18 protein-coding genes, 1 tRNA gene and 3 pseudogenes are annotated in these 25,587 nt (G+C 70.5%); 11 read left to right on the top strand and 11 right to left on the bottom strand.

Annotation, left to right across the window (positions count from 1 at the left end; all coding sequences use genetic code 11):
• Positions 1 to 709 precede the first annotated feature (709 nt).
• The 3 genes from B207_RS0114780 to B207_RS0114790 form a co-directional block, all read right to left on the bottom strand.
• A complete protein-coding gene (locus B207_RS0114780; protein ID WP_018637321.1) occupies positions 710 to 1,348 on the bottom strand; it encodes a hypothetical protein in 639 nt (212 codons plus the stop codon).
• Positions 1,349 to 1,482: 134 nt separating this feature from the next.
• Positions 1,483 to 2,496: a hypothetical protein gene (locus B207_RS0114785; protein ID WP_018637322.1), complete on the bottom strand. Its 1,014-nt coding sequence runs from the start codon at positions 2,494 to 2,496 to the stop codon at positions 1,483 to 1,485.
• Positions 2,496 to 3,557, bottom strand: a complete 1,062-nt coding sequence (locus B207_RS0114790; protein WP_018637323.1) for an SPFH domain-containing protein — start codon at positions 3,555 to 3,557, stop codon at positions 2,496 to 2,498. The genes B207_RS0114785 and B207_RS0114790 overlap by 1 nt, the downstream gene beginning before the upstream one ends.
• A gap of 108 nt (positions 3,558 to 3,665) precedes the next feature.
• Here B207_RS0114790 and B207_RS0114795 point away from each other — a divergent pair, with 108 nt between their 5' ends.
• Positions 3,666 to 4,445, top strand: coding sequence for an NUDIX hydrolase (locus B207_RS0114795; RefSeq protein ID WP_084692154.1), 780 nt, complete (start codon positions 3,666 to 3,668; stop codon positions 4,443 to 4,445).
• 659 nt (positions 4,446 to 5,104) lie between these two features.
• Positions 5,105 to 7,969, top strand: a complete 2,865-nt coding sequence (fxsT, locus tag B207_RS33995; RefSeq protein WP_195905295.1) for an FxSxx-COOH system tetratricopeptide repeat protein — start codon at positions 5,105 to 5,107, stop codon at positions 7,967 to 7,969.
• A 15-nt stretch (positions 7,970 to 7,984) separates the two neighbouring features.
• On the opposite strand, the gene B207_RS0114805 is transcribed toward fxsT, so the two are convergent.
• The 4 genes from B207_RS0114805 to B207_RS0114820 form a co-directional block, all read right to left on the bottom strand.
• Positions 7,985 to 8,725: a sensor domain-containing protein gene (locus B207_RS0114805; protein ID WP_154675360.1), complete on the bottom strand. Its 741-nt coding sequence runs from the start codon at positions 8,723 to 8,725 to the stop codon at positions 7,985 to 7,987.
• Positions 8,722 to 11,106, bottom strand: coding sequence for a M48 family metalloprotease (locus B207_RS0114810; RefSeq protein WP_018637327.1), 2,385 nt, complete (start codon positions 11,104 to 11,106; stop codon positions 8,722 to 8,724). Before B207_RS0114810 ends, B207_RS0114805 begins: the two co-directional genes overlap by 4 nt.
• Positions 11,103 to 11,585, bottom strand: coding sequence for a hypothetical protein (locus tag B207_RS0114815; protein WP_018637328.1), 483 nt, complete (start codon positions 11,583 to 11,585; stop codon positions 11,103 to 11,105). Before B207_RS0114815 ends, B207_RS0114810 begins: the two co-directional genes overlap by 4 nt.
• A gap of 309 nt (positions 11,586 to 11,894) precedes the next feature.
• Entirely contained in the window at positions 11,895 to 12,947 is a 1,053-nt protein-coding gene (locus tag B207_RS0114820; RefSeq protein WP_018637329.1) for an aldo/keto reductase, read from the bottom strand.
• A gap of 447 nt (positions 12,948 to 13,394) precedes the next feature.
• On the opposite strand from B207_RS0114820, the gene B207_RS0114830 reads away from it, so the two are divergent.
• From B207_RS0114830 to B207_RS0114870, 9 genes and pseudogenes are all read left to right on the top strand, one after another.
• Complete coding sequence (locus B207_RS0114830) at positions 13,395 to 14,099, top strand: TetR/AcrR family transcriptional regulator (RefSeq protein ID WP_018637331.1); 705 nt, start codon at positions 13,395 to 13,397, stop codon at positions 14,097 to 14,099.
• An 11-nt stretch (positions 14,100 to 14,110) separates the two neighbouring features.
• Positions 14,111 to 14,266, top strand: a pseudogene (locus tag B207_RS42865) (Hsp70 family protein); the annotation flags it as partial.
• Between the two features lie 49 nt (positions 14,267 to 14,315).
• Positions 14,316 to 14,447, top strand: a complete 132-nt coding sequence (locus B207_RS42315) for a hypothetical protein (protein WP_195905296.1) — start codon at positions 14,316 to 14,318, stop codon at positions 14,445 to 14,447.
• 77 nt (positions 14,448 to 14,524) lie between these two features.
• Positions 14,525 to 15,091 (top strand): annotated as a pseudogene (locus B207_RS42870) (Hsp70 family protein); the annotation flags it as partial.
• 520 nt (positions 15,092 to 15,611) lie between these two features.
• Positions 15,612 to 16,232 (top strand): S1 family peptidase, encoded by a 621-nt coding sequence (locus tag B207_RS38360; RefSeq protein ID WP_084692158.1) that lies wholly within the window; start codon positions 15,612 to 15,614, stop codon positions 16,230 to 16,232.
• A gap of 170 nt (positions 16,233 to 16,402) precedes the next feature.
• On the top strand, positions 16,403 to 17,791 hold the full coding sequence (locus B207_RS0114855) for a hypothetical protein (RefSeq protein ID WP_018637336.1): 1,389 nt from the start codon (positions 16,403 to 16,405) through the stop codon (positions 17,789 to 17,791).
• Between the two features lie 230 nt (positions 17,792 to 18,021).
• A complete protein-coding gene (locus tag B207_RS36950; protein ID WP_018637337.1) occupies positions 18,022 to 18,972 on the top strand; it encodes an IclR family transcriptional regulator in 951 nt (316 codons plus the stop codon).
• A gap of 636 nt (positions 18,973 to 19,608) precedes the next feature.
• Entirely contained in the window at positions 19,609 to 21,168 is a 1,560-nt protein-coding gene (locus B207_RS0114865) for an ABC transporter substrate-binding protein (RefSeq protein WP_084692160.1), read from the top strand.
• A 367-nt stretch (positions 21,169 to 21,535) separates the two neighbouring features.
• Positions 21,536 to 21,620 (top strand) — tRNA-Leu (locus tag B207_RS0114870).
• 751 nt (positions 21,621 to 22,371) lie between these two features.
• Here the strand turns inward: B207_RS0114870 and B207_RS41460 are convergent.
• From B207_RS41460 to B207_RS0114895, 4 genes and pseudogenes are all read right to left on the bottom strand, one after another.
• Positions 22,372 to 23,268: pseudogene (locus B207_RS41460) on the bottom strand (recombinase family protein); the annotation flags it as partial.
• Positions 23,269 to 24,358: 1,090 nt separating this feature from the next.
• The gene (locus B207_RS39775; protein WP_154675361.1) at positions 24,359 to 24,574 is read right to left on the bottom strand and encodes a hypothetical protein; all 216 of its coding nucleotides are present in this window, start codon (positions 24,572 to 24,574) and stop codon (positions 24,359 to 24,361) included.
• 117 nt (positions 24,575 to 24,691) lie between these two features.
• Positions 24,692 to 25,024, bottom strand: a complete 333-nt coding sequence (locus tag B207_RS0114890) for a hypothetical protein (protein WP_018637340.1) — start codon at positions 25,022 to 25,024, stop codon at positions 24,692 to 24,694.
• 126 nt (positions 25,025 to 25,150) lie between these two features.
• The gene (locus B207_RS0114895; RefSeq protein WP_018637341.1) at positions 25,151 to 25,540 is read right to left on the bottom strand and encodes a hypothetical protein; all 390 of its coding nucleotides are present in this window, start codon (positions 25,538 to 25,540) and stop codon (positions 25,151 to 25,153) included.
• Positions 25,541 to 25,587 lie beyond the last annotated feature (47 nt).

The following is a 25,587-nucleotide window of genomic DNA, read 5'->3' on the forward strand; positions in this document are numbered from 1 at the left end:
GTAATACCAGAAGAAGAAGGAGGAGTGCGTGATGGAAGCTGGTTCAGCGGTTTGCGCAGGTGTGGGTGTGGGTGTGGGTGCGGAGTGCTGGTCGTTGTCCGGTGTGGGTCGCCGGCCGGGCCATCCCCTTCACAACACCAGTCTGGGATCATGTCCCGGGGCGTCGGTGTCCTGTGGAGCGGGGCCTCGTCCTCCGCGTCCGCCACCGGAGACGGAGGGTGCCGGCGCAGGCGACGTGGCCCGCAGCTACGTCGAAAGAATCCGCCGCGGTCACGCCAGGCACTGCCACAGAATCGTCGCTGGTTTCTCGGAGGCCGTTCGAGGAACGTGGGTTGAGTGTGCGCGTCGCTATTTCTCGGCTGGCAGTGGCAGGCGCGCCTGTGCCGTGGTCGGATCAGACACTCGGCCAAGTTATGTCGGCCTCGTCACCCTGCCCAGGGAAGGGTGGCCGCGGACCGTCTCGGCGAGAAAGAGAAAGGCTACCAGGCTGAACACAGGTGACAGTCCAAGGGTGTCGATCGCCATGCGATTATGGCGGTCCGACGTTGCCCGCGTCCGGGGGTGACGGATTCCGGGGCGGAAGCACCCGACCCGGCTCGCCTCGCTTGCCCGAGCGGCGGGGCGGGCCTTCGGCTGGTGGCTGGTCGGTTGTCGTCTTGCTGTAATCATCGGAGTGGTACTGACGGGAATCGGCCACGACGGGGTCCCGCTATGGCTGGAGGGCAGCTTCGTCCGGGGCGTCGGGGAGGCCGAGGGCGGTCAGGAATGTGAAGAGCGCCTCCTCGGCGAAGTCGGCGGCGGTGTCCAGGGTGGCGGCCACGGCCGCGGGGTCGGGCATGAGGCCGGCTTCGGTCGCCCACGCGATGGCGGAGGGGGCGGATCGGGCCCCGGGCGGACCGGCGGTCGCGTAGAGGTGGTCGAGGGCGAGCCGCTCGCGTCGTCTGTAGTCGGCCGTGCTCTCGGTGTGCCGGAGGCCGTTCTCGTCCCAGTGCTGGCGCGGCCCGTCCTCGGGCAGGAGACGCCAGGTGATGTTCTCGGCCATGATCCAGCCACCCCAGCGGCCGGTGCGCGGGCTGTGGCCGAGGAGCTGCGCGCCCTCGCTGTGCTTGATGACGGCGGCCAGAACAGGGTGCCCGGACTGCCTGGTCAGGCCTTGGAGCAGGCCGTCCCAGGCGCGGGGAAGATCTGGCGAGTTCCAGCCGTCGGGGCCGTGCTCGATCTGGACGACCTGCCAGCCGCCCTTTCCATGCCAGTGCCAGCTCGCCTTCGCCGCTGACGGTCGCAGCGCGGGGAGCTCGGTCAGCGGCCGGCTCGCACGCCCCACGACGTAGGTGCCCCAGAAACCCACATTCCCTCCAGGTCGGCGCCGGTGCCGCAGACCGGCCTACCGCCACTGATCGTAGGCAGCGGAGATCATGAAACGGCCTCGGAACGTGTGGTCTCTTGCTGGGCGTCAAATAGATGTCGCGGGTCGCCCAGGAGTCAGCGGAGGTGCAACCGGCGTTCGGCGACGCCGACGGTCAGACGCTGTCCCCAGGCGAGCGTGATCGTGTCGGATTCGATGCCGTCGCCGAAGACGACCAGTCGTTCGGACTCCACCTGGATCTCGATGCGGGCCGGCGCGGGCAGCAGGCCCTCGACCAGGTTCGTGCCGGTGCTCGGTGACGGCCAGGCCTCCCGGACGAACCAGAGCAGCCCGGCGGTGTCGGGGGAGGGCAGCGGAAGACGGCTGCTCCGCTGCTGCCACACCGAGCGGCACCAGCCACTGCAGCCGGTTCCCGTCCCGACGAGCACGCCCGACGACGCCTGCCGCTCCGAGCGGACGGCGCCGGTGTGGTCCGGGGCGGCGAGCTGGTAGCGGGCGGTCTGGTGGGAGGGATGGCCGACGTAGATCTCGTTGAGTGCCAGCAGCCGCTGACCGTCGTCGGACACCGCCTCGACCATGGTGGCCGTCATGGCCCTCATGGCCCTCATGGCCGTCGAGTGGACGGCCGGGCCGCCGTGGTCGAGGCGGTGTCCGACGCCCGGATTGCCCGGATTGCCCGGATTGCCCGGACTGCCCGGACCGCGGGCTGCCGCGCTCGCCGTCGTCCGCAGCAGCCCGGCGAGTTCGCCGACCGCGTGGCGGACCAGGATGCCCGGGTTGCGGCCGGGCTCCGGGTCGACGCCGATGACGGGCTGGCCGTCGAGGTACTTGGCCACGTTGGCGACCAGCCCGTCCTGGCCGACGCAGACGATCAGGTCGTCGGGCGAGAACAGGAAGCGGTCGAGGTCGGAGCGCTCCACCTCGCCTCGTCGCCAGTCGGCGGGCACGGCGGCGAGCGCGGCCCGGCGAACCGCGGTCACGGCCGCGTCGCGGTCCCGTACCTCGGCGAGGTCCCGGCCGCGGCTGGCCAGGAAGAAGGCGGCCTGGCCGGCGGTGCCGTGCCGTTCGAGCAGCTCGGCGTACTCGGTGCGGCGGTGCACCAGGACGACCCGCGGGGCGAGGGTGGCCATCAGGCCGCACCGGCCTGCGTCGCAGCGGTCCGCGTCGCAGCGGCCAGTCTGGTCAAAAGCTCGTTCAGGACGTCCGGAGTGATGGTCAGGGCCTGGATGTCGGGAAGGTTGCCGGCCAGGTCGCGGACGGCCAGGGTGATCGCCGTCCGGTTGTCGAGGTCGCGCAGGGCTGCCACCCGGGCCTGCTCGGCGGTGCCCTCGGCGGCGCCGATCCGTTCGATCTCGTCGGCTCGGGCCGCGGCGGCCAGGCGGGTCGCCTCGGCGTCGCCAGCCGCGGTGAGGCGGGTGTGCTCGGCCCTGGCCTCCACCGCGATCCGGCCCGCGGCCGCCTTCTCGGTCGCGACCTGCCGGTCGTTGGCGCCGCGCTGGGCCACCAGGTCCGCCTCGCGGCGGGCGAGTTCGATCTGGTTCTGCATCTCGTTCTCGGCGATGCGACGCTCCTGCTCGACGGCGAGCGCGCGCCGGCCGTAGGTCGCCCGGTCGGCCTCGGCCTGCATCTGCTCCCGGGTGGGCGTGCGCAGTGCCTTCTCCAGCTCGGGTTCGGGGCGTATCGCGACGACGCGGACGCCGACGACCGCGACTCCGGTCGCTGCCAGCCGCTCGTCGGTGACGAGCCCGGCCGCGATGCGCTCGCGGACGGCCGGCACGCCGTCGACCAGGGCGTTCGTCAGCGTGGTGCGGGCCATCAGATCGAAGGCGTGCTGCTGGGCGGTCTCGACGATGAGACCCCCGAGCTGTTCCAACGGGGTCACGCGCCAGGCGCCGGTCTCCGGATCGACGCCGAAGTCGAGCCGGCCGGCGGCCAGTGTGGGGTCGGCGACCCGGAAGGTGACGGTGGCCTGTACCGCGACGTCCTGGAAGTCGGACGTCCGGGCGTGGAAGAGCAGGGGGAGCTCCCGGTCGTCCACCGGGATCTCGCTGATGACCGCGGTGCGTGGCCGGTACCAGAAGCTCAGGCCGACCCCCTCGTGCCGGGTCTTCCCGCCGCTGACGTGGCGGACGTAGGCGGTCGGCGTGCCCCGCAGGTGGCGCAGGAACAGAGCGCGGCTGATGTCGGCCATGGTGGCCTCCTTGCTGGTGGCCGGCCGGGACGCCTGTCGGCGGAACCCGGCCGGATCGGGACGATCTCGTCAATATGACGATAAGAGGTGAAGCGGGTTTTCGTCAATATGACGAGAGTGCCGGGTACAGTCGGCTGTGTGACGGACGAGAGGCTGCCGGACGACGGGTACGTCGCCTACGGCGTGACGGTTGACCTGGTGATCCTGACCATCCGGGCTGACCAGCTGTGTGTGCTGCTGGTCCGGCGGGGGCTGGCGCCGTTCGCGGGTGCGCTGGCGCTGCCCGGCGGCTTCGTCCGCCCGGACGAGACCCTCGCCCAGGCCGCCCGCCGGGAGCTGGCGGAGGAGACCGGTCTGCTGCTGCCCGAGCTGCCGTCGCGGGGCTCCGCGTGGCCGGGCGTGCATCTGGAACAGTTGGCCGCCTACGGCGCGATCGACCGGGACCCGCGGGCGCGCATCCTGACGATCGCCTTCCTGGCCCTCGCGCCCGACCTGCCCGAGCCGCGAGGCGGCACGGATGCGGCGGCGGCCGAGTTCGTCCCCGTCACGGCCCTGTCCGGCCTGGGAGCGCTGGCCTTCGATCACGCGGAGATCCTCGCCGACGGGTTGGAACGGGCCCGGGCGAAGCTGGAGTACTCCGCGCTGGCCACCGCGTTCTGCCCGGCCGAGTTCACCGTGGCCGAGCTGCGCCGGGTCTACGAGACCGTCTGGGGCGCCCCGCTCGACGCGCGCAACTTCCACCGCAAGGTCACCGGCACATCCGGCTTCCTGGAGCCGGTGGGTCACTCGACCGCCCGGGACGGCGGCCGGCCCGCGGCGCTCTACCGCCGAGGCGCGGCGGAACTCCTCCACCCTGCGATGCGCCGGCCGCCCGCGGCCACACCCTGATGGTCCTGCCGGCTCTGCTCTCGTTATGGTCGCTCTGCCGATTCTCATTCTGGAGAACGGTCTGGCAGTGATCCCGCCTACCGGTTACCTTATGGGCGCGGGGGCGCACTATTCCCCCGTCGCGTTCCGGGGGGATCTCATGTCACGTACGGTTCGATCGCCAGTCCGCAGGATTGTGCTGTCGATGCTCTTTGTTGTCATTCTGTTGGCGGGTTTCCTTGGAGGATGCGGCGCCGAGGATTCGGAAGACCCGGTCCGCGCGTCCGCGTCGACCGTAACCACGCGGACCTCGCCCACCGCGTCAGCGGAATCCGAGGCGGCCCGGGAGCCCCGGACGTCGGCGAGCCCGGCCGATGTCTCTGCCCCGCCGACTAGTTCGTCGTCGTCACCGTCGTCACCGTTGTCGCCGCGTCCGTCCGCGCTGGCGCGGTCATCGTCCTCGCGGTGGCCCTCGCCCGCCCGTTCCTCCACGACGCCTCCGGCCGGCTCCGCGCCCCTTGGAACCTATGACGGCATCTCCCCGTCCTCCACCTACAGCGGAATGTACGAGCTCCAGCTTCGGTTCGTGTCGTGAGACGGCTCGCCTGGCCACCCTGCACGGGCCCACCGCCGCCGGGTTCCGGAACGGGGCGCCTTAGATGAACGCGGGAACATCTCCGGTGAGGGAACCACCGGAGCGGGCCGGTGCCAGAATTCTCGTCTCCTATGCTGCCGAGGACAGGGCATGGGCAGAATGGCTCGGGTGGATGCTGGAAGAAGACGGCTTCCTGGTGTTCGTCGCCTGCTGGGACGACCTTCCGGGCACACGTTCCGTCGGCCTTCTGGACAGCTATCTGCGCAGCGCGGACCGGACGATAGTGCTGTTGTCCGAGGCCTATCTGCGGAATGGCCGGCCGGCTGAATGGCAGACCGCCTGGGCGGCTGATCCCGACGGCCGGGAGCGGTCGCTCCTGGTGGTCCGGATCGATGGCTGCGAGGATGCCGGCCTGCTCGGGCAGATCGTGCCGATCGATCTGTTCGCTGTCGATCGGGACGAGGCGCGACGCCGCCTCCGGGTCGCTGTCCACGGGCGGCGGGGCAGACCGGACCAGTCACCGCCCTTTCCCGGCCGGGCCGCGCGGGTGGCTGCCGGCAACGGTGATCCGCTCCCGCCAGCGGGCGGAGAGCCGATGTATCCGGGGTCGCGCCACCGGGTGTGGAACGCCCCGCCCCGGGTCGCGCAGTTCGTCGGACGGGACGATCTTCTGGCGGCTGTCGCGGCGACACTCGGTGCTCCGGCAACCGGTGCTCCGGCAACCGGTGCTCCGGCAACCGGCACACCGCGAGCGGTGGCGCTCGTCGGCCTGGGCGGCGTCGGGAAGAGCTCACTGGCGCTGGAGTACGTCTACCGCCACGCGGACGAGTACGACGTCGTCTGGTGGGTCCCCGCCGAGCCCGCGGAGCTGATCTCCGGCCATCTCGCGACGTTGGGCGAGGCACTCGGTCTTCCTCGTGACGCCGGCCCGGCGGCGACGATCGCGGCCCTGGGCCGGGCCGGCCGATGGCTGCTGGTCTTCGACAACGCCGACCGGATCGAGGACGTGGCACCGTTCCGGCCGCCCTGGGACGGTGGCCACCTCCTCGTGACCTCCCGCCAGCCCGGCTGGGGTTCGGTGGCGGCGACGGTGGATGTCCCGGTCCTGCGGCGGGCCGAGTCGGTGTCGCTGCTCGCCGGCCGGCTCTCCGGGGCGAGCCCGCACGCCCTGGACCAGATCGCCGAGCTGCTCGGCGATCTGGCGCTGGCCGTCGAGCAGGCCGCGGCGTTCCTCCAGCACAGCCGGACGCCCGCGGAGGACTTCGCGGCGCTGCTGCCGCACCGCCTTGAGGACGTCACAGACCTCGGCGAGGTCGCCGACCGGCCCGGGCAGACTGTGGCCAACCTCTGGGATCTCTCCGTCCGGCGCCTCTCCGCGCGGCGGCCGGGCGCCGTGGAGCTCCTCGAACTGCTGGCCTTCGTCGGTGACGAACCGGTGCCTCTCGACCTGTTCACCAACGCCCCCGACCGGCTGGGCGACGGTCCGCTCGGCGGCGACGCACGCGATCCGGTCGCCTGGGTGCGGACGGTCGGTGACCTGGTCGGGCACGGCCTGGCGGATCGTACGAACACGGTGGTGAAGGTGCACCGTCTGGTGCGGGCGACCTCACGGCGCCGCATCGCCGCTGCCCGCCGCCGTGAGGCGTGCCTGACGACGCTGCTCGGGCTGCTGCGTGCGGCCATCCCGCAGCGGGTCCAGAGCAACCCGGACGCCTGGCCGCGCTGGCGGGCGCTGTTTCCGCACGTCCAGGCAGCCCTGGACCGGCCGGATGACCAGTTCGCCGCTGCCGGCCGTGCTGATCTCTCCTGGCTGTGCGACCGGGCCGCCGGCTATCTCCGGGAGCAGGGGTTGCCGGCCGCCGCGCGTCCGTACGCCGAACGGGCCCTCGCGCACGCCGAGGCCCTGTTCGGCCCCACGCACCCGGAGGTCGCCAGCTGCCTGAACAACAACGCGATGACGCTGCTCGACCTCGGCCGGCCGGCCGAGGCGCTTCCGCTCGCGCGACGGGCGCTGGACATCGCACTGCGGGTGCACGGGGAGCAGCACAGCGATGTCGCGGTGGCGCTCAACAATCTTGCGGGGGTGCTGCGGGAGCTCGGAGCGCCGCGTCCCGCGCTGGGGCTGCTGCGCCGTGCACTGGCGATCGACCGGAGGCTCGGCGGTGACACCGGCCCGGACATCGCGGCCCGGCTGTGTAGCCTGGCGCAGTGCCTGCGCGAACTCGGGCGGTTCGACGACGCACTCCCGCTGGCACGGGCAGCCCTGCGGATGGACGAGGATCTACACGGAGCGTTTCACCCGGTCGTGGCGGGCGACCTCGCGGCGCTGGCTGACATCACGCAGGACCTGGGCCGGCCGGCCGAGGGGGAACCACTGGCTCGGCGGGCGCTGGCGATCGACGAAGGCGTGTACCACGGTGCTCATCCGATCGTCGCGATCAGGCTGAACAGCCTGGCCGGCATACTGCAGGATCTCGGCCGCCTGGACGAGGCCCGGGCGTGGCTGGAGCGTGCGTTGGCCATCGACGAGCGGGTCCACGGCGCGGTGCATCCGGCGATCGCGGTCGATCTCAACAACCTGGCGCAGGTTCTGCAGGATCTCGGTCGCCTGGACGAGGCCCGGGCGTGGCTGGAGCGTGCGTTGGCCATCGACGAGCGGGTCCACGGTGCGGTGCATCCGGCGGTGGCCTCGGATCTCCAGGGGCTGGCGCATGTCCTGCAGGATCTCGGCCGCCTGGACGAGGCCCGTCGGCTGCTCGAACGCGCGGTGTCGGTCGACACGGCCGTACACGGCCCGGACCATCCCGTCGTCGCCCGCCGCCTGCGCAATCTGGCGGGGATCTACCAGGCGCTCGGCTGGGCGGAGACGGGCACGGCCGCGACCGCGCGGGCATCGGCCATTCTGGCCGCCGCGCGCAGGCCGGAGGATCCCACCGCCCCCGCGCCATGACGTCCTTCACCGGTCTCACGCCGGTCGGGCGGTGGCGGACGTGCCGCGGGCTTCCACCATGGTGACGAGCCGCGCGGCAGCGGCCCGAGCCAGCGCGTCGACGGCCTGGTCGGACGGGCGTTGGCCGGCGGCGACGGTGAGAACCACCAGATAGTCGTCCACCCGGACGATGACGAACTGGTTGTGGATGGAAAGAACCCCGTCGTCGTAGGTCACCGTCGCCGCCCAGCTCTCGGAACCGAGCCCCGGCGGCGTCCGGGCCGTCACGGTCTCCTCCGCGGGCGGCTGGGCCGTCGTGATGGTGAACCGTGTGCATGAGGTGAGGGTGTCGACCACCTCGTGGAACCGTTGCCGGGCACCGCCCGGCGGATACGCGCGAAGTACCTGTTGAATCCACGGGCCGGTGATGTCGTCCTGGACGAAGAACGCCCGAGCCTGACTGGCCCGGGGATCGGCTGGCCGGTCGAGCTCCAGTTCGTTCAGGGTGCGGGCGCACGCGGGCGGCTCGGAGACCGCGTCGGTCGGGTCACTCGGCTCGCTCCGCCGGAACCCGGCCGGGACGTCGGCCAGCTGGAGGAGCCCGGAACGGAGCACGGACACCGGCGTTGCTCCTGCACCCAGGCCGGCGACGTCACCGCCGGTCGCCCTTGCCGGCCCGTCCGGGCCCTGGGCGCACGCCCCCGCCACAGCACTGACCAGCAGGGCCAGGACGGCCAGAAGCAGAGACCTGCACCAGGGCCGACGTCGCCCCATCATGGTCCTCCTGACCGCGGTCCGACCGGCAGCGGCCCGATTCCGACCGGCCTGCCGTAGCGCCGCTCCACGTCGCACAGGCGCAGCAGCGCGAGCGAGGTCCCGGCCAGCCCGGAGAGATCCACCTCGCCGAGATAGGCGGCGCCGATCACGCGCATCGCCGGGTCGTCGGTACGGGCGAGATGGCTTCCGAGCGCGAGGCGGACCTGGCGGTCTCCCAGGGCGTCGATGACGGGCCGGCCGTTCGTCGCGCCCAGCCAGGCGCAGACGAAGAACCCCTGGCTGCTCGGCGGCAGCGCGAGCGGATCCTGGACGGCGCGCTGCCCGGACAGCCCGGACATCCCGGACACTCCGGACATGGGCCTGGGCGCGGCCGGGGCGGCAGCGAAGGGGCACAGGACGGCCGACGCCAGAAGACCAGCGGCCACAGCGGCTGCGGCGACCGCGGCCCAGGCCCGCCGGAGGCGACGTTCGCCACCGGCGGTAGCTGCCACCGGGACGGCCAGGGCGAGAACGATCGTCGCGACGACCAGACCACGTGGCAGCGGCCGCTGGACCCACCACGCGAGACTCGACGTCGTCCAGCCGGACGAGAGCGCGTGGAGGCTGTGGAACCACAGCGCCAGGGGGAGAGCCAGAACGAGAGCGCCGACAGCGACGAACAGCATCGTCGGTGCCTCCTGCCGCAGGTCAGGAGGGCTCCAGGCCGGGTGGCCACCCGCCTCGTCCGCGCGGACCGTCATGCGCCTGCCCAGTGCGTCAGCCACGGCGACGATCCACGCCGTGACGACCACACACCCGCCGATGGTGACGCCGGCCTGGAGCAGTGCCGTTCCCGGCGAGACCTCGCCGAGGGTCGTCGAGCCGAACCAGGTACTCGCCGTGCTGATCACCGCCGGCCAGTCACCGGCGGCGCGAGGTGACAGCTCGTTGCCCACGACCAGCCCGGTGCCGAGAGCAACACCGGCGCTGACCGTCCGCGGTGCCCACACCCGTGCGCGCCGGCGCGCACGCAGCGGCGTCGCGTGCTGTGCCGTCGCGTGCTGTGCCAGCGCGTGCTGTGCGTACCAGGCCTGGCGGGACCGCCAGGCGGCCAGGCCGACGACCCCGGTCACCGGCAGCCCGACCAGCAGGCCGGTCAACCAGGACGACAGCATGGGGTGGCCGACGACGAGCCCGCCGATCGCCCGCTGGACCTCGGCGAACCCGAGTCCCGCGGCCAGCCCGACCCCCGCGGTCTCACCCGGGTGGAAGGTCATGACCCGCTCCGGGTGGAGCACTGCCTTTCGGCGGTTCTCCATGGTGGGATGCCGGGACAGCACCCTCGGGTGCCGCGACAGCCAGCCAGCCCGCGTGCCGGCCCGGCCCCGGAACGGGCCCAGCGGCCGGTCGTCCGGGTCGGCGAGCGTGTCGACCAGGTCGGCCCGCCCCTGGACGTCGGCCGCGGCCCGCAGGTCGGCGTCGACCTCGCGCGCCCGCAGGTACCCCGCGAACGCCGCATGGACCAGGAAGGCGACCGCGGTCAGGCGCAGGGCGACAGTCACACTCGGCGGCCCGGCCAGCCAGCCGCGTCCGGCCCAGCCGGCGGCCGCCAGCGCGAACTCCGCCACGGTCAGCGCCGCGAATCCGTACCACGCCGACATCGCGAGGTAGGTGCGGTCGACATCCCGGTTGCGTAGATGGCCCAGCTCATGCCGGACGACGGCGCGGAGAGCCCGCTGGCGCGACGCGTCGCCGCCCTCCCGGCAGGTATCGCCGCCGACCGGTGACATGCCGGGGACGACCAGCTCGGAGCCAAGAGCGATGCGGTAGGAACCGCGCCGGCCGAACGTCCACCCATCGTCCGCGTGGATATCGGGGACGAAGAGGAACGACGGCCGCCGCCGCGGCGGAAGGCCGGATTCGGCGACCAGACGTTTCAGCTCCGGGCCTGCCCCCGCCGATTCCGGCAGCGGAACGAGCCCGTTTCTCGCGGCGATCAGAAGGGGGGCGAGGAGCCACCCCAGAGTGGCGGTCGCCATGAGGGCCGCGGGGCCCAACAGGGTGACCACCGACTGCCAGCGCACAACGCTGTCCAGGCAGGCGTTGAAACCCGCGACCGCGGTGATGGCGGAATCGGGGCCGACCGTGAGCCGGTCGAGACAGCCGCGGTTCCTCGCCGGCCAGCTGTTCTGCCCGAGCACGAACACCCAGTACGAGGCGAACATGGACCCGGCCGCAAGACTGAGCACCAGGAGAACCAGCCGCGACGTGGACGGATGAGGCAGCAGAAAAGGATCGAAGCGGTACCGATGCCCGCCAGACTCGGTGGCGGTGGCGGTGGTCTGGACGTCGGCGAGGTCTGGGCCGGTGGAACGGTTGTCGCGGCCGGACGCCGTCCTCATGGCCCGGGGTGCTCGCCACTGTCGCCCAGCCAGTGTCGTTCGATCGCCGCCACCAGTCTGTCGAGCTGTTCCGGCTCGATCCCGATCGCCGCTGCCTTCTCCCACACTGCCGTGATGTAGTCCTGCCGCCGCTCCGGGGGGACGTCCGGCACCTGGGGTTCCGGACTTCCGCGCCGCCCGAGCCGCCACCGGCTCCGGCCGGAGTGCCGTGGCCCGCCCGAGCGCTGTCCGTCCTCATCCTCCTTCTCCGCGGTCTCCAGGAGGACGGAACCCACCGTCATGAGCACCAGATAGGTCCAGCTGTGGCCACGGGTGCGGATTCCGGCGCCGAGCACCCGGTCACGGGTCCGTCGCTTCGCCGGCGCCCCCCGGTACACATCCCACACCTCCGGGAGGAAGGGAGTCTCGCCGGGCGCGAGATCGGTCAGAATATCGACGATGACGTCATAACAGGTTCGCGACGCGTCCGGATCTGCCACAGGCCCCCCGTCCAGAATCCTGGCATCGAGGGGTGCGAATATCCCGTCACCTGTGAGTGGCGCAGCTGATCAGGCAGTGTCAGGAGTTGTTCACCAGAGATTATCGCTGTGCCCTCGAGGCTTCCGGGCCAGATCATACGTCATTCCGGAAGGCCCGGTGGACAGGGCTTCCGGGCGGTGCGGTGCCACAATTCCTGGCCGCGGCCAGGAAATTTTGGCAATAAGCAAGATCGGTGATGCCTCGGAGTGCCGCCGTGTCTGCCGTCTGTAGAGACCAGCGGAGTGCCTGAGGATGGGAGATGGCGCCGGTCAGGCGACCGGGACGAAGGTTCGGAAGGATGCGGCGTCGCCGCCGAGGGTCACCGGGCGCTGCTCGGCGGCGACCTCGTGCGGCTGGCCGAGGGCGACCTGGCTGACCTCGGCCAGCCGCTCGTACTGCTTCTCGTCGAGGTGGACGTCCAGCGCACCGAGGTAGTCCTCCAGCTGCGCGACGGTGCGTGGGCCGATCACCGGCACCAGCGCGGTCGAGGCCCGATCGGCGTGGGCACGCAGCCAGGCGGTCGCGACCTGCCCGGGTGAGGCGTCGAGCTCGGCGGCGGTCTCGAGTACCGCGTCGAGGACGGCGGTCTTGTGGGCACTGTCCTCGGTGTGGATGACCCGGCCGAGGTCGGTGAGCCGGCCCGCGCTGCTGCTGCGGTACTTGCCGGTGAGCAGGCCCCCGCCGAGCGGGGACCACAGCGCGGCACCCAGTCCCAGCGCCTCCGTCATCGGCAGAATCTCGCGGTCGGCGGTGCGCTCCACCAGGCTGTACTCGAACTGGACGGCGGTGACGGGCGCGAGCCCGCGCAGCTCGGCCAGGGTCGCGGCCCGGGCGGTGCGCCAGGCCGGGAAGTTCGACAGCCCGAAGTAGAGGATCTTGCCGGCGCGGACCAGGTCGTCCAGGCCGTGGACGATCTCCTCGATCGGGGTGACGGCGTCGGGGAAGTGCACCCAGAGCAGGTCGATGTAGTCGGTGCCGAGCCGGGTGAGGCTGCCCTCGACCGCGCGGGTGAGCGGGCGGCGTCCGTTGCCGGTGTCGAGGACACCGCTGTCGGGCGTCAGGCCGAGGCCGTACTTGGTGGCGAGGGTGAACCGGGAGCGCCGGCCGGCGAGCAGCCGGCCGAGGATCTCCTCGGACTCGCCGAACTGGTAGCTCTCCGCCGTGTCGAGGAAGGTGCCGCCGGCCTCGGCGAACCGGTCGAGGATCCGGGCGGCATCCTCGGGCTCGGCGCCCGTGCCCCACCGGGTGCCGAAGTTCGCGGCGCCGAGCGCCAGCTCACTGACCCGTAGACCGGTGGCGCGGCCGAAGGTGGTGTGCCTCATCTGAGTCTCCCGACGAGTGGACCGCGCGTCGCGGCGTCGCGTCACGTTGCCCACCAAGCAGAACGATCGGTTTACATCTGGCTACCCGGCGACCGTAACAAGGTCTGGACGGAAGTACAACGATCGGTCTACGTTGGCGCCATGTCACGCGACCTGACCGCGCCCGACCGGCAGCCCGTGACATCCGGACCGCCGGCACCACCGCCGGCACCACCGCCGGCACCACCGCCGGCACCACCGCCGGCACCACCGCCGGCACCACCGCCGGCACCGCGGGCGGCACCAAGGCCGGCGCCGCCGCCGGCACCACCGCCGGCACCGCGGGCGGCACCAAGGCCGGCGCCGCCGCCGGCACCACCGCCGGCACCACCGCCGGCACCGCGGGCGGCACCAAGGCCGGCGCCGCCGCCGGCGCAGGAACCGGCGCACCAGCTGGTGCCGCAACCTGTGCCGCCGCCTGCGAGGCGCGGCGGGCGGGGCGCCCGGGAACGGATCCTGCGCACCGCGGAACGGCTCTTCTACACCGAGGGCATCAACACCACCGGAATGGAACGGCTCACCGAAGCCGCCCAGGTCTCCAGGCGGACCTTCTACCAGCACTTTCCCAGCAAGAACGCGCTGGTCGAGGAGTATCTGCGCCGCCTCGACGCCGACCTCGTGCCGCACGAACGCGTCCTGCGCCGCAACGACCTCCCGCCCCGCGACCGGCTGCTCGCCCTGTTCACCGCAGACCCCACCTGTGACGGCGGCGGCCAGGACGCGGATGGCGATCCCGACGGGGGACCGGGAGACGAAGCGGACAGCGCCGGCGCCGGCGACACCGCACGACCGGGGCGGGCCCGGGTGCGGGTGCGGGGCTGTCCGTTCCACAACGCCGCGGTGGAGACCGCTGGCACCCTGCCCGCCGTCGAGCAGGCGGTGATCAGACACAAGGAGGCGTTCACCGCCCTGCTGACCGACACTGCCCGGGCGGCCGGCGCCGTCGACCCGCACGCGCTCGCACGTCAGCTGGCAGTGCTGTTCGAGGGTGCGACGGCCCTGGCCACCTCCCTGAACGACCTCGCCCCGCTTGCGGACGCCCGGGCGGCGGCCACGATCCTCATCGACGCAGCCCGTCACCGGTCTCCCGTGGGGCGCCGTCGAACGCCGTGAAGGACGCGCTGGTGCCCTCCTATCTGCACCACGACCCGCGGATCACCCGGGAGCAGGTTGTCGTCACCATTCCCGCCTACTTCCGCAACAACCAGAAACGTGCGACGCGGGGCGCCTGCCGGATCGCCGGGGTGCAGGCCGTCCGGCTGATTCACGAACCGACGGCGGCCTGCATGAGCGCGGCCCGGCCGGCGCCTCACCGGCCGGGTGGTCGTGGTGGACCTCGGCGCCGGCACCCTCGACGTCAGCCTCGTGGAGGTCAACGAGGATCTGTACGAGGTGCACCGGGTACTCGGCGACAACGACTACGGCGAAACGAGCTGGACGAGGCCGTCACCGAGGCGCTGAGCACGCGGCTGCGCGGGGACGGCATACCCGTCGCGCCGAAGAGCACCGCACGCCGGCGGCTCACCGTCGCCGCCATTCCCGTGGAGCGGAAGGAGATCTATTCCACGTACAGCGACAACCAGACCGCGATCCAGGCCGAGGTCTTCAACGGCGACCTCGACGTGTCGGCACGCATCGGGCAGTTCCACCTGAGTGACATCCCTGCCCTGCCGCGGGGCGTGCCGCAGATCGAGGTGACCTTCGCGATCGACACGAACTGCCTGCTCACAGTCACATCACAGCCCACGATCTGGGAACCGGGCGGAGACAGTCGATCCAGGTCGACGACGCCACCCTGTTGTCGCCCGCCGAGCTGGACACGATGGCCCGGCGCCGCGAGGAGCAGGAGGAACGCCTCCACCGGCAGACCATGGTCGCCAAGCTGCGCAACCAGCTGCACGAGCTGGGGATCGAGGCGGAGCAGGACGACGGCGCGGCCCTGCTGGCCGAGTTCCGGGATCGGCTCGCCGCGTTCCGGCCGACCAGCGAGGCACGCGACCCACAGACCGAGACGCTGCTCGCCGAGATGTTCAACCCGGTCAGCGGGATGGAGCTCGAGCGTGAGCTGGCGGACACCGCCGAGTGCCTCAGAGACCTGGTTGTGAACGCGAAGGATCACCTGGGGCAGGAGACGGCCGCCAGCGCCGTCGATTCGGCCCCGCTGCGACACCTGACGTCCAGCCTCGAGCGTGAGCTGGATCGCCTGCGCCCCCTGCTTGGCCGGCTCACCCAGTACAACGCGGCCCTCGTGCGGTTCGCGGTGACGGCCGTCGACCCACTGCGCCTGTTCCGGGAACGTCACGCCGCCGACGATCATGCGCACGCGCTGACGGTGCCCGGCGCCGTGACCCCCGACCAGCCCGAAGACGTCGAGCGGCTCCTGCAGTGCCTCGCGGCGGTTGGCGACCCCTCCCGTTACCGGCAGCTTCTCACCGACAGCGCGGACCGTTTGCCGGTCCAGCCCGCCGGGCCGCTCGGGCCGCTTGGGCCGCTTGGGCCGCTTGGGCCGGGCCGCTCGCCGGAGGCAGAGCCGTCCCACCGCGAGATCGGGCTGGCGAAGGTGGCTGTGGCCGGCACCCTCGCCGGTGAAATCCAGGTTCTGGGCGGCGGTTTCCTGATCTCCGCGTGGCTCGCCGGCACCAGCAGGCACTGGCTTGTCGACCCTTTCGGCAGCCGCCCCGAGGATCCCGACCCGACCCGACCCGCGTCACCGTCGTCTCCGACGCGGGGACCCATCGCGTCGAGGACGTTCTTCTACCCGATGCGCCGCACTGCGATGTCGCACTGCTCCGACTCGCGAAAGCAGCGCAGATGCCGCAGATGCCGCAGGTGCCCCCGCTCCGCCTCGGCTACCCGAACCTCGCTCATATCGGAGACCAGATCGCCGTCGTGACGGCCCCTGCCGGCGCCGAGGGCCGGACAGTGTCGCGCGGCATCATCGAACGGTTCGAGGCCTTCCCCGAACAGCAGCTCCGGGTAGTTCGCACCAGTCTCGCCGCGCCACCCACGGACAGTGGAAACCCGCTCTTCAACGACCTCGGGGAGGTCATCGGCGTCCTCACGATCGGCGGCACGCCGACCGCTACCGCGACCGGTGAGCCCGCCCCCGGGGTCTTCGCCCTCTCCATCGAGATCCGCGACCCGCTGCTGGAACGTGCCGGCTTCAGCCGGCTCACGCCCGGAGCCGGAGCCGGGGCCGGGGCCGGGGCCCGTGGCACCTCCGGGACCCCCGCGACCGATACCTGATCCGACCATCGGGCATCGGGCGACGGGCGGGGGCGAGGCGGCTCGCCGATCCCGGGCGGACGGCGTGGGAACTCCGGCAGGTTTCGACGATGTCCCGAAACAGGGACCTTGTCCGTCTACCGTGTGATACCGGCCGGGCGATGGGGCCCGGCGCCGGAGGGGGGACATTCTTGTTCGGGTTCGAATTCCAGACGGCCAATGCGTTCGAGCCGATTCCCACGGGGCTCGCCGTACCCGCGGGGCCGGGGGTGGGGGAGCGGCAGACGGCCTGGCGGCATCTGGAGACCGGAACCACGCTGGAGGGGGACGAATCCCGTCGCGCGGGTGCGAGCGCGGACCTCGAGTTCGTCACGCCGCCGTGCGAGACCGTCGACAGGGCGGTCGCGGCGACCGAGGCCGCCGTCAACCTGGCCAGAGCGATGCTGGCCGAGCGGCACGGCTCGTCCGGCGTGATCTTCCGGAAGGGGCAGGAACTCGCGGGCGGCGTCTGGCTGACGGACTGCGCGGTGCGCTTCTACGACGAGAAGTTCCGCGCGCAGGCGCAGGGGACCGTGGGCGTCCCGCTGAGTGGGTTCACCACGCTTCTGACCTCCGTCTGGAAGCGCAGCGAGCGGCAGGACCAGGTGCGCTCCGAGGCCGACGACATGAACGACCTTTTCGACAACCTGCCCGGGTATGCCGCGGCGAGTGCCAGGGAGTCGTCGAGGCTCTACGGCTTCATGGCCGCCTGCCACCTTTTCCTGCTCCGCGCGATCCGGTCGTCGCCCGCCTACTTCGCCGGCCAGTACGGATCGAACGCCACGCCCACCGAAAGCAAGGCCTTCTTCGACTTCAGCCACAGCGCGGCGGCCCGGGCCGTCAACCAGAAGGTCTGCGAGCTGCCGGCGCCGCCGGCGACGACCCGGATCCTGGTCGGCTCGGACTCCCCGAAGGACATGTTCGGGCTGCTGCACCGCACCGACTTCCACTCGATGTACATGTCGCTCGACGACGCCGAGCGGGCGATCCTCGACCGACCGGTCACCGAGGTGCTCTGGCCCGAGAAATGGGGCGACATCAACGAGCTGCGCCTCTTCCCGCTGCCGTACCGGATCGATCCCGAGGCGACCGACACCGCGGTCCGTTCGGACGTCGAGCCGGTCACGCTGCCGGAATGGGTGGCGCAGCCGCGCCCGGCGCTGCAGCGTCGCCCGGTCAGGTGGACCCTGCTCGAACACGGGCCGACGGTTGCCGAGTGGTGGAACACGGTGCGGTTCGGCGACGTCATGCGCGGCGGTATCGGAAAGGACGTCGCCTCGCCGCCGCCCGGTTTCCGCGGGCGGAACCCGCTCTACCACGGCGAGTTCCCGAAATCGACGCTGGAGGACAAGTCGTCCTACTACGGCATGGGTTCGTTCCCGATGGACACGGAGAAATCCACCGGCACCAGGCTCGCCGTCTTCGAGTACCGGGATCTCATGGCCGACGTGGATGTTCCGCCGCAGGAGGAGCTGACTCTCGACCACTGGGCCGACGTCGTCAGGATCTTCGCCGAGAACTACGTGCCGAAGTCCACCTGACCCGGCAGTACCCTGGCGAAGGAACCGGACCCGGGGGCGCGCGGGGGAACACGATCGCTCCCGGCCTGGTCGACACCGAGACCACGCGCCGCCACCACCACCCCAACCTGGACGGGACCGTCGATGAGGACAAGCGCGAGGCGTTCCTGGGTCGCGGCACCGGTCCCGGCACCGGTCCCGGCCGGGGCGTCGCGCCCGCGCGGCCGGCGCCGGAACGGGAACCGGACCTGATGGCACGGCCCGCACCCGGTGTCGAGCGGACGGTCACGCTCATCACCTTCCTGAGCAGGAATCCGGGCCGTGCCTTCGGCCTGTCCGAACTGGCCCGGCAGCTGGACATGAACAAGGCGACCGCCCACGCGATGCTGGTCACCCTCACCGACGCCGGCTGGCTGCTGCGGGACAGCACGGACAAGAGCTACCGCCTCGGCCCGGCGCTGGTCGCGGTCGGGGACGCGGCCGCCGGCCCCGAACGCCAGGCCCTCGACCTCTCCCGGCCCCACCTGCGCCGCCTGCACGACGAGTTCGGAGCGCAGGCCATGGCGAGCACGGTCGCGGGCGGGGACATCGTCGTCCTCGCCGTCGAAGGTGACAGCCCGGAGCCGGGTGGCTTCGGATCCCGGCCCGGCAGCCGAGTTCCGCTGACACCGCCCCTGGGCACGGCCTTCATCGCCTGGTCCGACGCCGAGAGCGTCGAGCGGTGGCTCCGCCGGCTCAGCCCCCGCCTCGACGACCACCGGCTCGACCTCTACCGCGACGCCATCAGGACGATCCGGCGCCGCGGCTACACGGTCGCGCTGGACGAGGAGCATCGGCAGGGCCTCGCGCAGGCCCTGAACGCCTTCGCCGAGAACTACGGCGACAGCGACGTCCGCCAGGCGGTCGAGCGTGTCCTTGCGGCCATGGACGCGAAGGAGGACTACCTCGTCGTCGACGTCGACGGCATCGAGTCCCACCGGCTAGGCCTGGTCAGCGCGCCCGTCTTCGACAGCACCGGCCGAGCCTGCCTGACCCTCACCCTGAGCGGCTTCCCCGGCGGCCTGAGCGCGAAGGATGTCGACCCCTGCGGCCGGCGCCTCCTCCAGGCGGCCATGGAGATCACCAGGCAGATCGGCGGACGCTCGCCCGATGACGCCGGGGCCTGGCGGCTGACGCCCACGCCTGACACCTCCGACGCCTGACACCTCCGACGCCCGGAGTCTCCGGCACCCTGCGTCTGGGGCCTGGGGCCTCCCCGCCTGGCGCGTCGCGTCGCCGGAGGTGCCCCCGGCCTGTGGATGGCAGTCGACGCCGCTCACAGCGCTCGCGGTCGTGCGCGCATCGACGGGTCCGGCCGACGGGCCGCGGCGCCGTCGACAGCCGCATCGGCGTCTCGGTAAGGGTCTGGTCACCAACGGGGAGGCCGTTGACCTCCCCGTTCTCCGCATTTATGGTTGGTTAAGATATCAACCGCACCGTTTGCTATAGCGAACAAGCATGTGGGGGCAGATCTGCTGAACCAGCTGGATGTCCTTCGTCGCTCGACCTCGTACCACCGTCCAGTCCTCTCGCCGCGGTGGCGCCGGCGCTCCGCCGGGAACCGTCCGATCCGGGCAGGATCCGCCCTGACCATGCTGCCGCAACCCCCTGCGCAACGGTGACGAGCACGCGTCTCCCGGTCTGATCCCGGCTCGCGGTGGAATCGGCCTGGTGCCGCGAGGAAGAACATTCACGGGGTGCTTCCCCGTGCCTGCTGGCTGCTGACTCGAGGGCCTGTGCCCGTGGGTTGCTTCCGCATGCGCGCAGACTCGAAAGAAAGGCTGTAGATGCCACCGTCGATGCTTCGTAGAAAGGTTCTCGCCATCGCTGCCCTGGGCGCGATGGCGCTGGCCGCGTGTGGAGGAGGTGGTGGCTCGGAAACTGGTTCCAGTGAGGCTGAAACGGGCATACCGGTCGCTGGCGGGAGCGGCCAGATCCTCATGGTCGGCGAGCCACGGAGCCTGGACCCTGCTGCCCTGGGGAACGCCTACGCAGCCACCGCCGTGCTGGGGAACGCCTTATACGGGACGTTGATCACGGACGATGAGTCCGGAGAGTTCCACTACGGGTTGGCCGAGTCGTTCACCACCACGGACAACGGTGCGACCTTCGCGCTCAAGATACGTCCCGGCGTCACGTTCTCGGACGGCACACCGCTGAACGCCGAGGCCGTGAAGGTCAACTGGGACCGGGTCAAGGACCCCGCGACCGGCTCCCCCTCCCGCGCGGAGGCCGCGTCGATCACCTCCTCCGAAGTGGTTGACGACCTCACGCTGAAGGTCACCCTGAGCAACCCCACTCCGCGTTTCGCCGGTTCCATCACCACCTCCTCGCTGAACTGGATCGCCTCGCCCACCGCCCTGCAGAAGGGCCAGCAGGCCTTTGACGCGGCGCCGGCCGGTGCCGGGCCGTTCACGCTCGAGAGCTGGGCCCGTCAGGGCGCCATCGAACTGACGAAGAACCCCCGCTACTGGGACGCCCCCAAGCCCTACCTCGACCGCCTCACCATCCGGGTGCTGACCGACGCCACCCAGCGTTACAACACGGTGCTCACCGGCGGAGCCGACGTCACCGTCGAGTCGACCTGGCAGAACCTCGCCAAGGCCGACGGCCAGAACCTCAGCGTCGACGTCCAGAGCCTCAACGGAGGCATCTACCTCGCGATGAACTCGCGGCGGGCTCCGTTCAACGACCTCCGCGCCCGTCAGGCCATCGCCGCGGCCATCGATTTCGACGCGCTCAACAGTGCGGTCTACAACGGCGAGGGCAAGCTCGCCGAAACCCTGTTCGAGAACACCTCCCCGTTCTACTCGGACACCCCCCTGCGTAAGACGGACCGGGCGACCGCCCAGCGCCTCTTCGACGAACTCGCCGCTGACGGGAAATCCGTCTCCTTCACCTTCTACTCGTTCCCCAGCAGCGAGAGCAGGCTGATCGGGGAGAACATCCAGGCGCAGCTCAGCAGCTACCAGAACGTCAAGGCCAACCTGCAGGTCATCGACCAGTCCAAGTTCGGCGAGCTGCGCGCCACCTACGACTTCGACATGCTGATCTCGTCGGCCATGTTCCAGGATCCCGAGCCTCGCCTGCTCACCGTCCTCGGCGGACGATCCCCGTCGAACCTCGGCGGCCTCAACGACGCCGAACTCGACAGGGCGCTGCTGGCTGGACGTACCTCCACCAGCGAGGCGGACCGGAAGGCCGCCTACGCGACCGTCCAGGAACGGATCCAGGCGACCACCCCACTGATCTTCATAGCCCGGATCGCGAGCGGGGCCATCGCCGGCGAGGGCGTCCACGGTCTGGTGCAGTACGGCTCCGGCTCTCTCCTCCCGGAGGAGATCTGGATCTCCAAGTAGCCCTCTGCTCCCGCGCCCGCTGGCCGGCGGAGCCACCGGCACCCCGACCCTCTCCCGCACCGCCTCGGGGCCCTCTGACCCCGAGGCGGTGTTCCCTGCCGCCAGCCATCGCGATCCACCGCGCGGGCCTACCCGGGGCATGGTCCGCCCGTCCCCTACTGGCCGCTCGGCCCTGGCGCTCTCGGTTGTGTTCTGCCTGCTGCGGGCCCCGCGAGACCGGGAATGTCGCCGCGCTCCGGTCGATCAGGTGCGTCCCGAGTGTGAACGGCCCGCGCTTGATCGGCCGGTGGCCAGGCGTAGCGTCAGAGACCCCGTCGACCGTGTAGAGTCATCTGCGGTGCGGGCGAGCAGCCCAGAACCACACCTTGTCCGGGTGGCGGAATGGCAGACGCGCTAGCTTGAGGTGCTAGTGCCCTTTATCGGGCGTGGGGGTTCAAGTCCCCCCTCGGACACAACCCTTACGCCTATATGCCTTGGCATGGGCCTGGCTTCGACCAGCAGGCTCTGCTCCGACGGCCGGTAGGTCAGACTCAGTCCCAACGCGGTGTAGACCGCTGCCTTGTCCTCCGGGGCGGCGTCCCGGAGCACCCTGCGTAGGTCGTCGAATCGTTCGACGAGGTCCGCGATGTCCTGTCGGGTCAGCTGCGGCGGCCTCCGGCGGGGACGGGCGGCGAGGACGGCTTCGGCGGCAGCGCGGCGGGTGGTGACCTCGGAGATCCAGCCGTTGATGGTCTTCTCATCGCCGTCGGCTTCGAGTGCGGCGCGGTAGCGGGAGAGCTTGCGGTCGCAGTCGGCGATCTCGGCCTGGGCGGCGGTGCGGCGCGGGTCGTCGGTGTCCGGGTCGGGTTGGGCCTGGGTCATGGCGTCGATGGTCTCGGCGACGCGGTGGGGGGCGAAGCGGGTGAACAGCCAGTCGTCGAGGGGACGGATGATCGCTGCTTCCCGGAGGTAGACGTTGTTCGGGTGATGGACATGGTTGGCGAGGGCGTACTCCTGGGGGTAGCGGCAGCGGTAGTGCGCCTGCGCGTTGACCCAGTTTCCCTGCATCTTGCGGGTGCACAGGCCGCAGCGGAGCATCCCGCGGAACATGTAGCGGCGGGTGGTACGCCGAGGGCCGCGCTCATCGGGTGGAGTGACCCGCCGGGCGGTTCGGCGGGTCTGGGCCTGGGCGAAGGTGTCGATGTCGATGATCGCGGGGTGGGCCTGGTCGGTGGACCAGACCCAGGTGTCGGTGGCGTTCCAGCGGAACTTGGTCTCGTAGCCGAGGGCGACGTCGTCGACGTCGAGCAGGACTTCTTCTTTGCGCTGCTTCCCCCAGATCTCGTGTCCGGTGTAGCGGGGGTTGGCGATGATGGTGCGGATCGCACCTTTCGACCAGGCGATGCCTTCACGGTGGGGGTTGCGGGCCCGGTCGTACGCGGACGGGCAGGGGATGCCGTCGGCGGTCAGTCCCTCGGCAATCGCGAAGAGACCCTTGCCGGCGAGGTACTCCTCGTAGACACGGGCCACGATGGGGGCGGTGACAGGATCGAGTTCGAGGCGGTGGAGGCGGCGCCCGTCAGCGGCTTTGCTGGGGTTGGGGTGGGGACCGGCGTCGGCGAGCTGGTAGCCATAGGGGGGCCGGCCGCCGAGATAACGGCCTTCGACGGTGGTCTGGGCCTGCATCGCGGTCCGTACTCGGATCTTGATGCGGTTGCGTTCCCCTTTGGACATGCCTCCGAACACGGACATGATCAGGTCGTGGGCTTCGGAGGTGGGATCGATGGGGCCGCCGACCTCGGGTACCCACAGGGCGACGCCGTAGTGCTCGAACACGGGCATGGTCAGGCCGTACTGGTTGCCGTAGAAAGCCCGGTGGGGCTCACCGATCACGACGGCCTCGAAGCCACGGTCGGGGTCGGCCAGGGCCGCCAGGAGCTGGCTTGCCTGGGGGCGGCGCTTCCACGGTAGGGAGCGTGACTGCCCGATGTCGAAGTACTCGACGACGATTTCGCCGTGGCTCTCGATGAGCGCCTTGGCGCGGGTGATCTGCCAGTTGCGGGATGCCTCGGGATCCTGCTGATCTTCTGTGGAGACACGACCGGTGAACGCGAACCTCATCCTGTCACCGCTTTCCTTGCGGTCAGTAGCGGTTTTCTGTCAAGCGCTGGTATGTCTTCGTGGCCTTCTGGCGGTGGGGCGACTCGATGTAGATGTCGGGCCGGTCGGCCGCCGTCTGCCTGCGGGGAAGGTGCTATTCGATCGGCGCTGCGTTACTCCTCCGCCAACGTCTTCCTAGCCTTCCGTGGACGGCGTCTGCTCGTCGGTGTCGGATGCCTGGTCGGTCCGAAGGGGATCCGCTGTGAGCAGTATATGCAGCAGTGCCAGGGCTGCGGAGGGAGGGAGATGCGGTGCCTCATCTGAAAAAACAAGACGAATGATTCCGCTTTGATTGTCATGGGGAGCGGTCTGAATCTTTGGCGATTCAATGTCCGCACCTGGGTGCCTGCCATGATCCTCGGCGTCTGATTCAGGTCGTTGGCGAGGGCTGGTAGACCTTGTCGGGCGTGTGGATTCCTTCTTTTGTCGGGTCATTACTATGTGTTGGGTTGTGCTGACCGTGACTTGCGCTGTTGATGGGCACGCTTCGTGTCCACTGTTGATGATCTACTGAAGTGCCGGCTGTCTGAGGTGGAGGCGGCTGAAGTGGGTGGCGTGCGGGTAGGGTCCGGAAGTCGAGGCCTCATGATGTCTACGCTGGGATCCGGAATCCCTGCGATATTCCCTGTTACTTTCCCCTGGGTCGGAACTTCCAAGGATTTCGTGGCCGGGGCAGGGAAAGTTCGTCCGGGCAGGGGCGCCGAGACACGCGACGCAACCTTGCTCCAAGATAGTCAACGGTGTTGGCAAGTGCCGGACAGCAAATTTGATCATGGACAGTTGTTGTGAATCAAGGGCACTCTGACGATCCGACAAGGCCTACGCCGCACCTGCCGCGTCGTGCTGTGGTCAAGCTCTGGCCAAGGTTCGGAACCGGCACGAGTCCCGCTCGCGCCCTGGGAGGTCCGCCGGAGGCGGACCTCCCTATGTGCCGGTACCGATCGGGTGACCATGGCGCCGTGGTGCGGTGGCTTGCGCGGCCGGGGTTGGGGCGTGGATCTTGATTGGTGGGGGGTATGGCTCGGGGGGTGATGGCGGTGGGGCAGGGCCGTCATCGTGTGGGTGTGGTCCGGGTGGGGCGTGGGGCGTTGCCCGGGATGTCCGGAGCGGACTGTTGATCGGCAGGTGCTTGTTGATCAACGGGTGCTTGTCGGCGTTGCTGTGGGGCGTCGTCGGGCCCGATCGCGCGGGACAGGGTGGCGCGGGCGAGCCTGTCGGTGATGGCGCGGGGCTGGGTCGGCTCGGGGGAGGGGGTTGAGATGGTCATGTGGGCTGCTTCGGTGGCCGGGGGGGTGCCCGTGGCGTGGTGCGCCTGGTCGAGTTCGGAGATGTTGGCTCGATGGGGGATGTTTTTCGGCGGTGTCCGCCGCTGCGTTCAGCTCTTTTAGAGCCCTGTTTTCCTGAATCGGGCTGCGATGCTGCGTACGGTTGCCTCGTCCTGGGCGCTGCCGATGCCGTGGAGCCCGTCCATCGCTCGCCAGGCATTGAAAGTGATGAAGGTCAGGAGCTGGAAGCGTGGTGTGTCGGGACCGTGGTAGGCGCGTAGGGATCGGATGACGCGAGTGAGGTCTCGTCCGCGGGGGCGCACTAGGATGCGTCCGGGGTTGTGGGGGAGGGCGGTCCAGCGTTCCTGGATGAAGATCCTTCCGTGGAAAGGGAAGACCGCGAGAATCCGTTCGGCGGGCGGGGTGGGGTTGTTGTCGTGGGTGTTGTTCATGGGAACCTCTGGATCTTCGGTGGGAAGAATGGTTTTGAGTCTGGTTTTTGCGTGTGCCCAGCGTTTGCTGGAATGCGGAAGGCCCTGCCCGTGAGTGGTGTTGCGGGCAGGGCCTTCCGTCTGCTGCTATCTGGCGGAGGCGAGTCCGGAGGTGAACTGTGCGACGCGGTCGCGGTCGGGTCGGAATTCGATGGCGGCTGGGATGATGTCGATGCCGGCGCGGGGTCTGCCGGTTTCCCGGTCGTTCCACAGGTTGGTCTGGATGTCGGCGACTTGGATGATGAGCCAGTCGGCGATGTTCAGGGAGGCGTCGCGGACCTGGGTGGCGAGGTGGTCGTAGGCCTTGACGGTGAAGTAGCGCATCTTTCCTTCCCGGACACCTTCGGAGGTGACCTGGTCGGGAAGGCGCAGGCCGAGGGGGATGGCGGCCCAGATTCCGGATCGGCGCTTGAGATCTCCGATGATGACGCGCTGGCTGACGTATCCAGCTATCGTGCAGTCGATCATTCCGCGCATGGTGGCCTCCTTGGGCGGGGAGGGTTGGCCGTCGGCGGCGGCCTGGT

Origin of the sequence: Parafrankia elaeagni, assembly GCF_000374165.1 — a bacterium.
In the GTDB taxonomy this organism is placed as follows: Bacteria; Actinomycetota; Actinomycetes; order Frankiales; family Frankiaceae; genus Parafrankia; species Parafrankia elaeagni.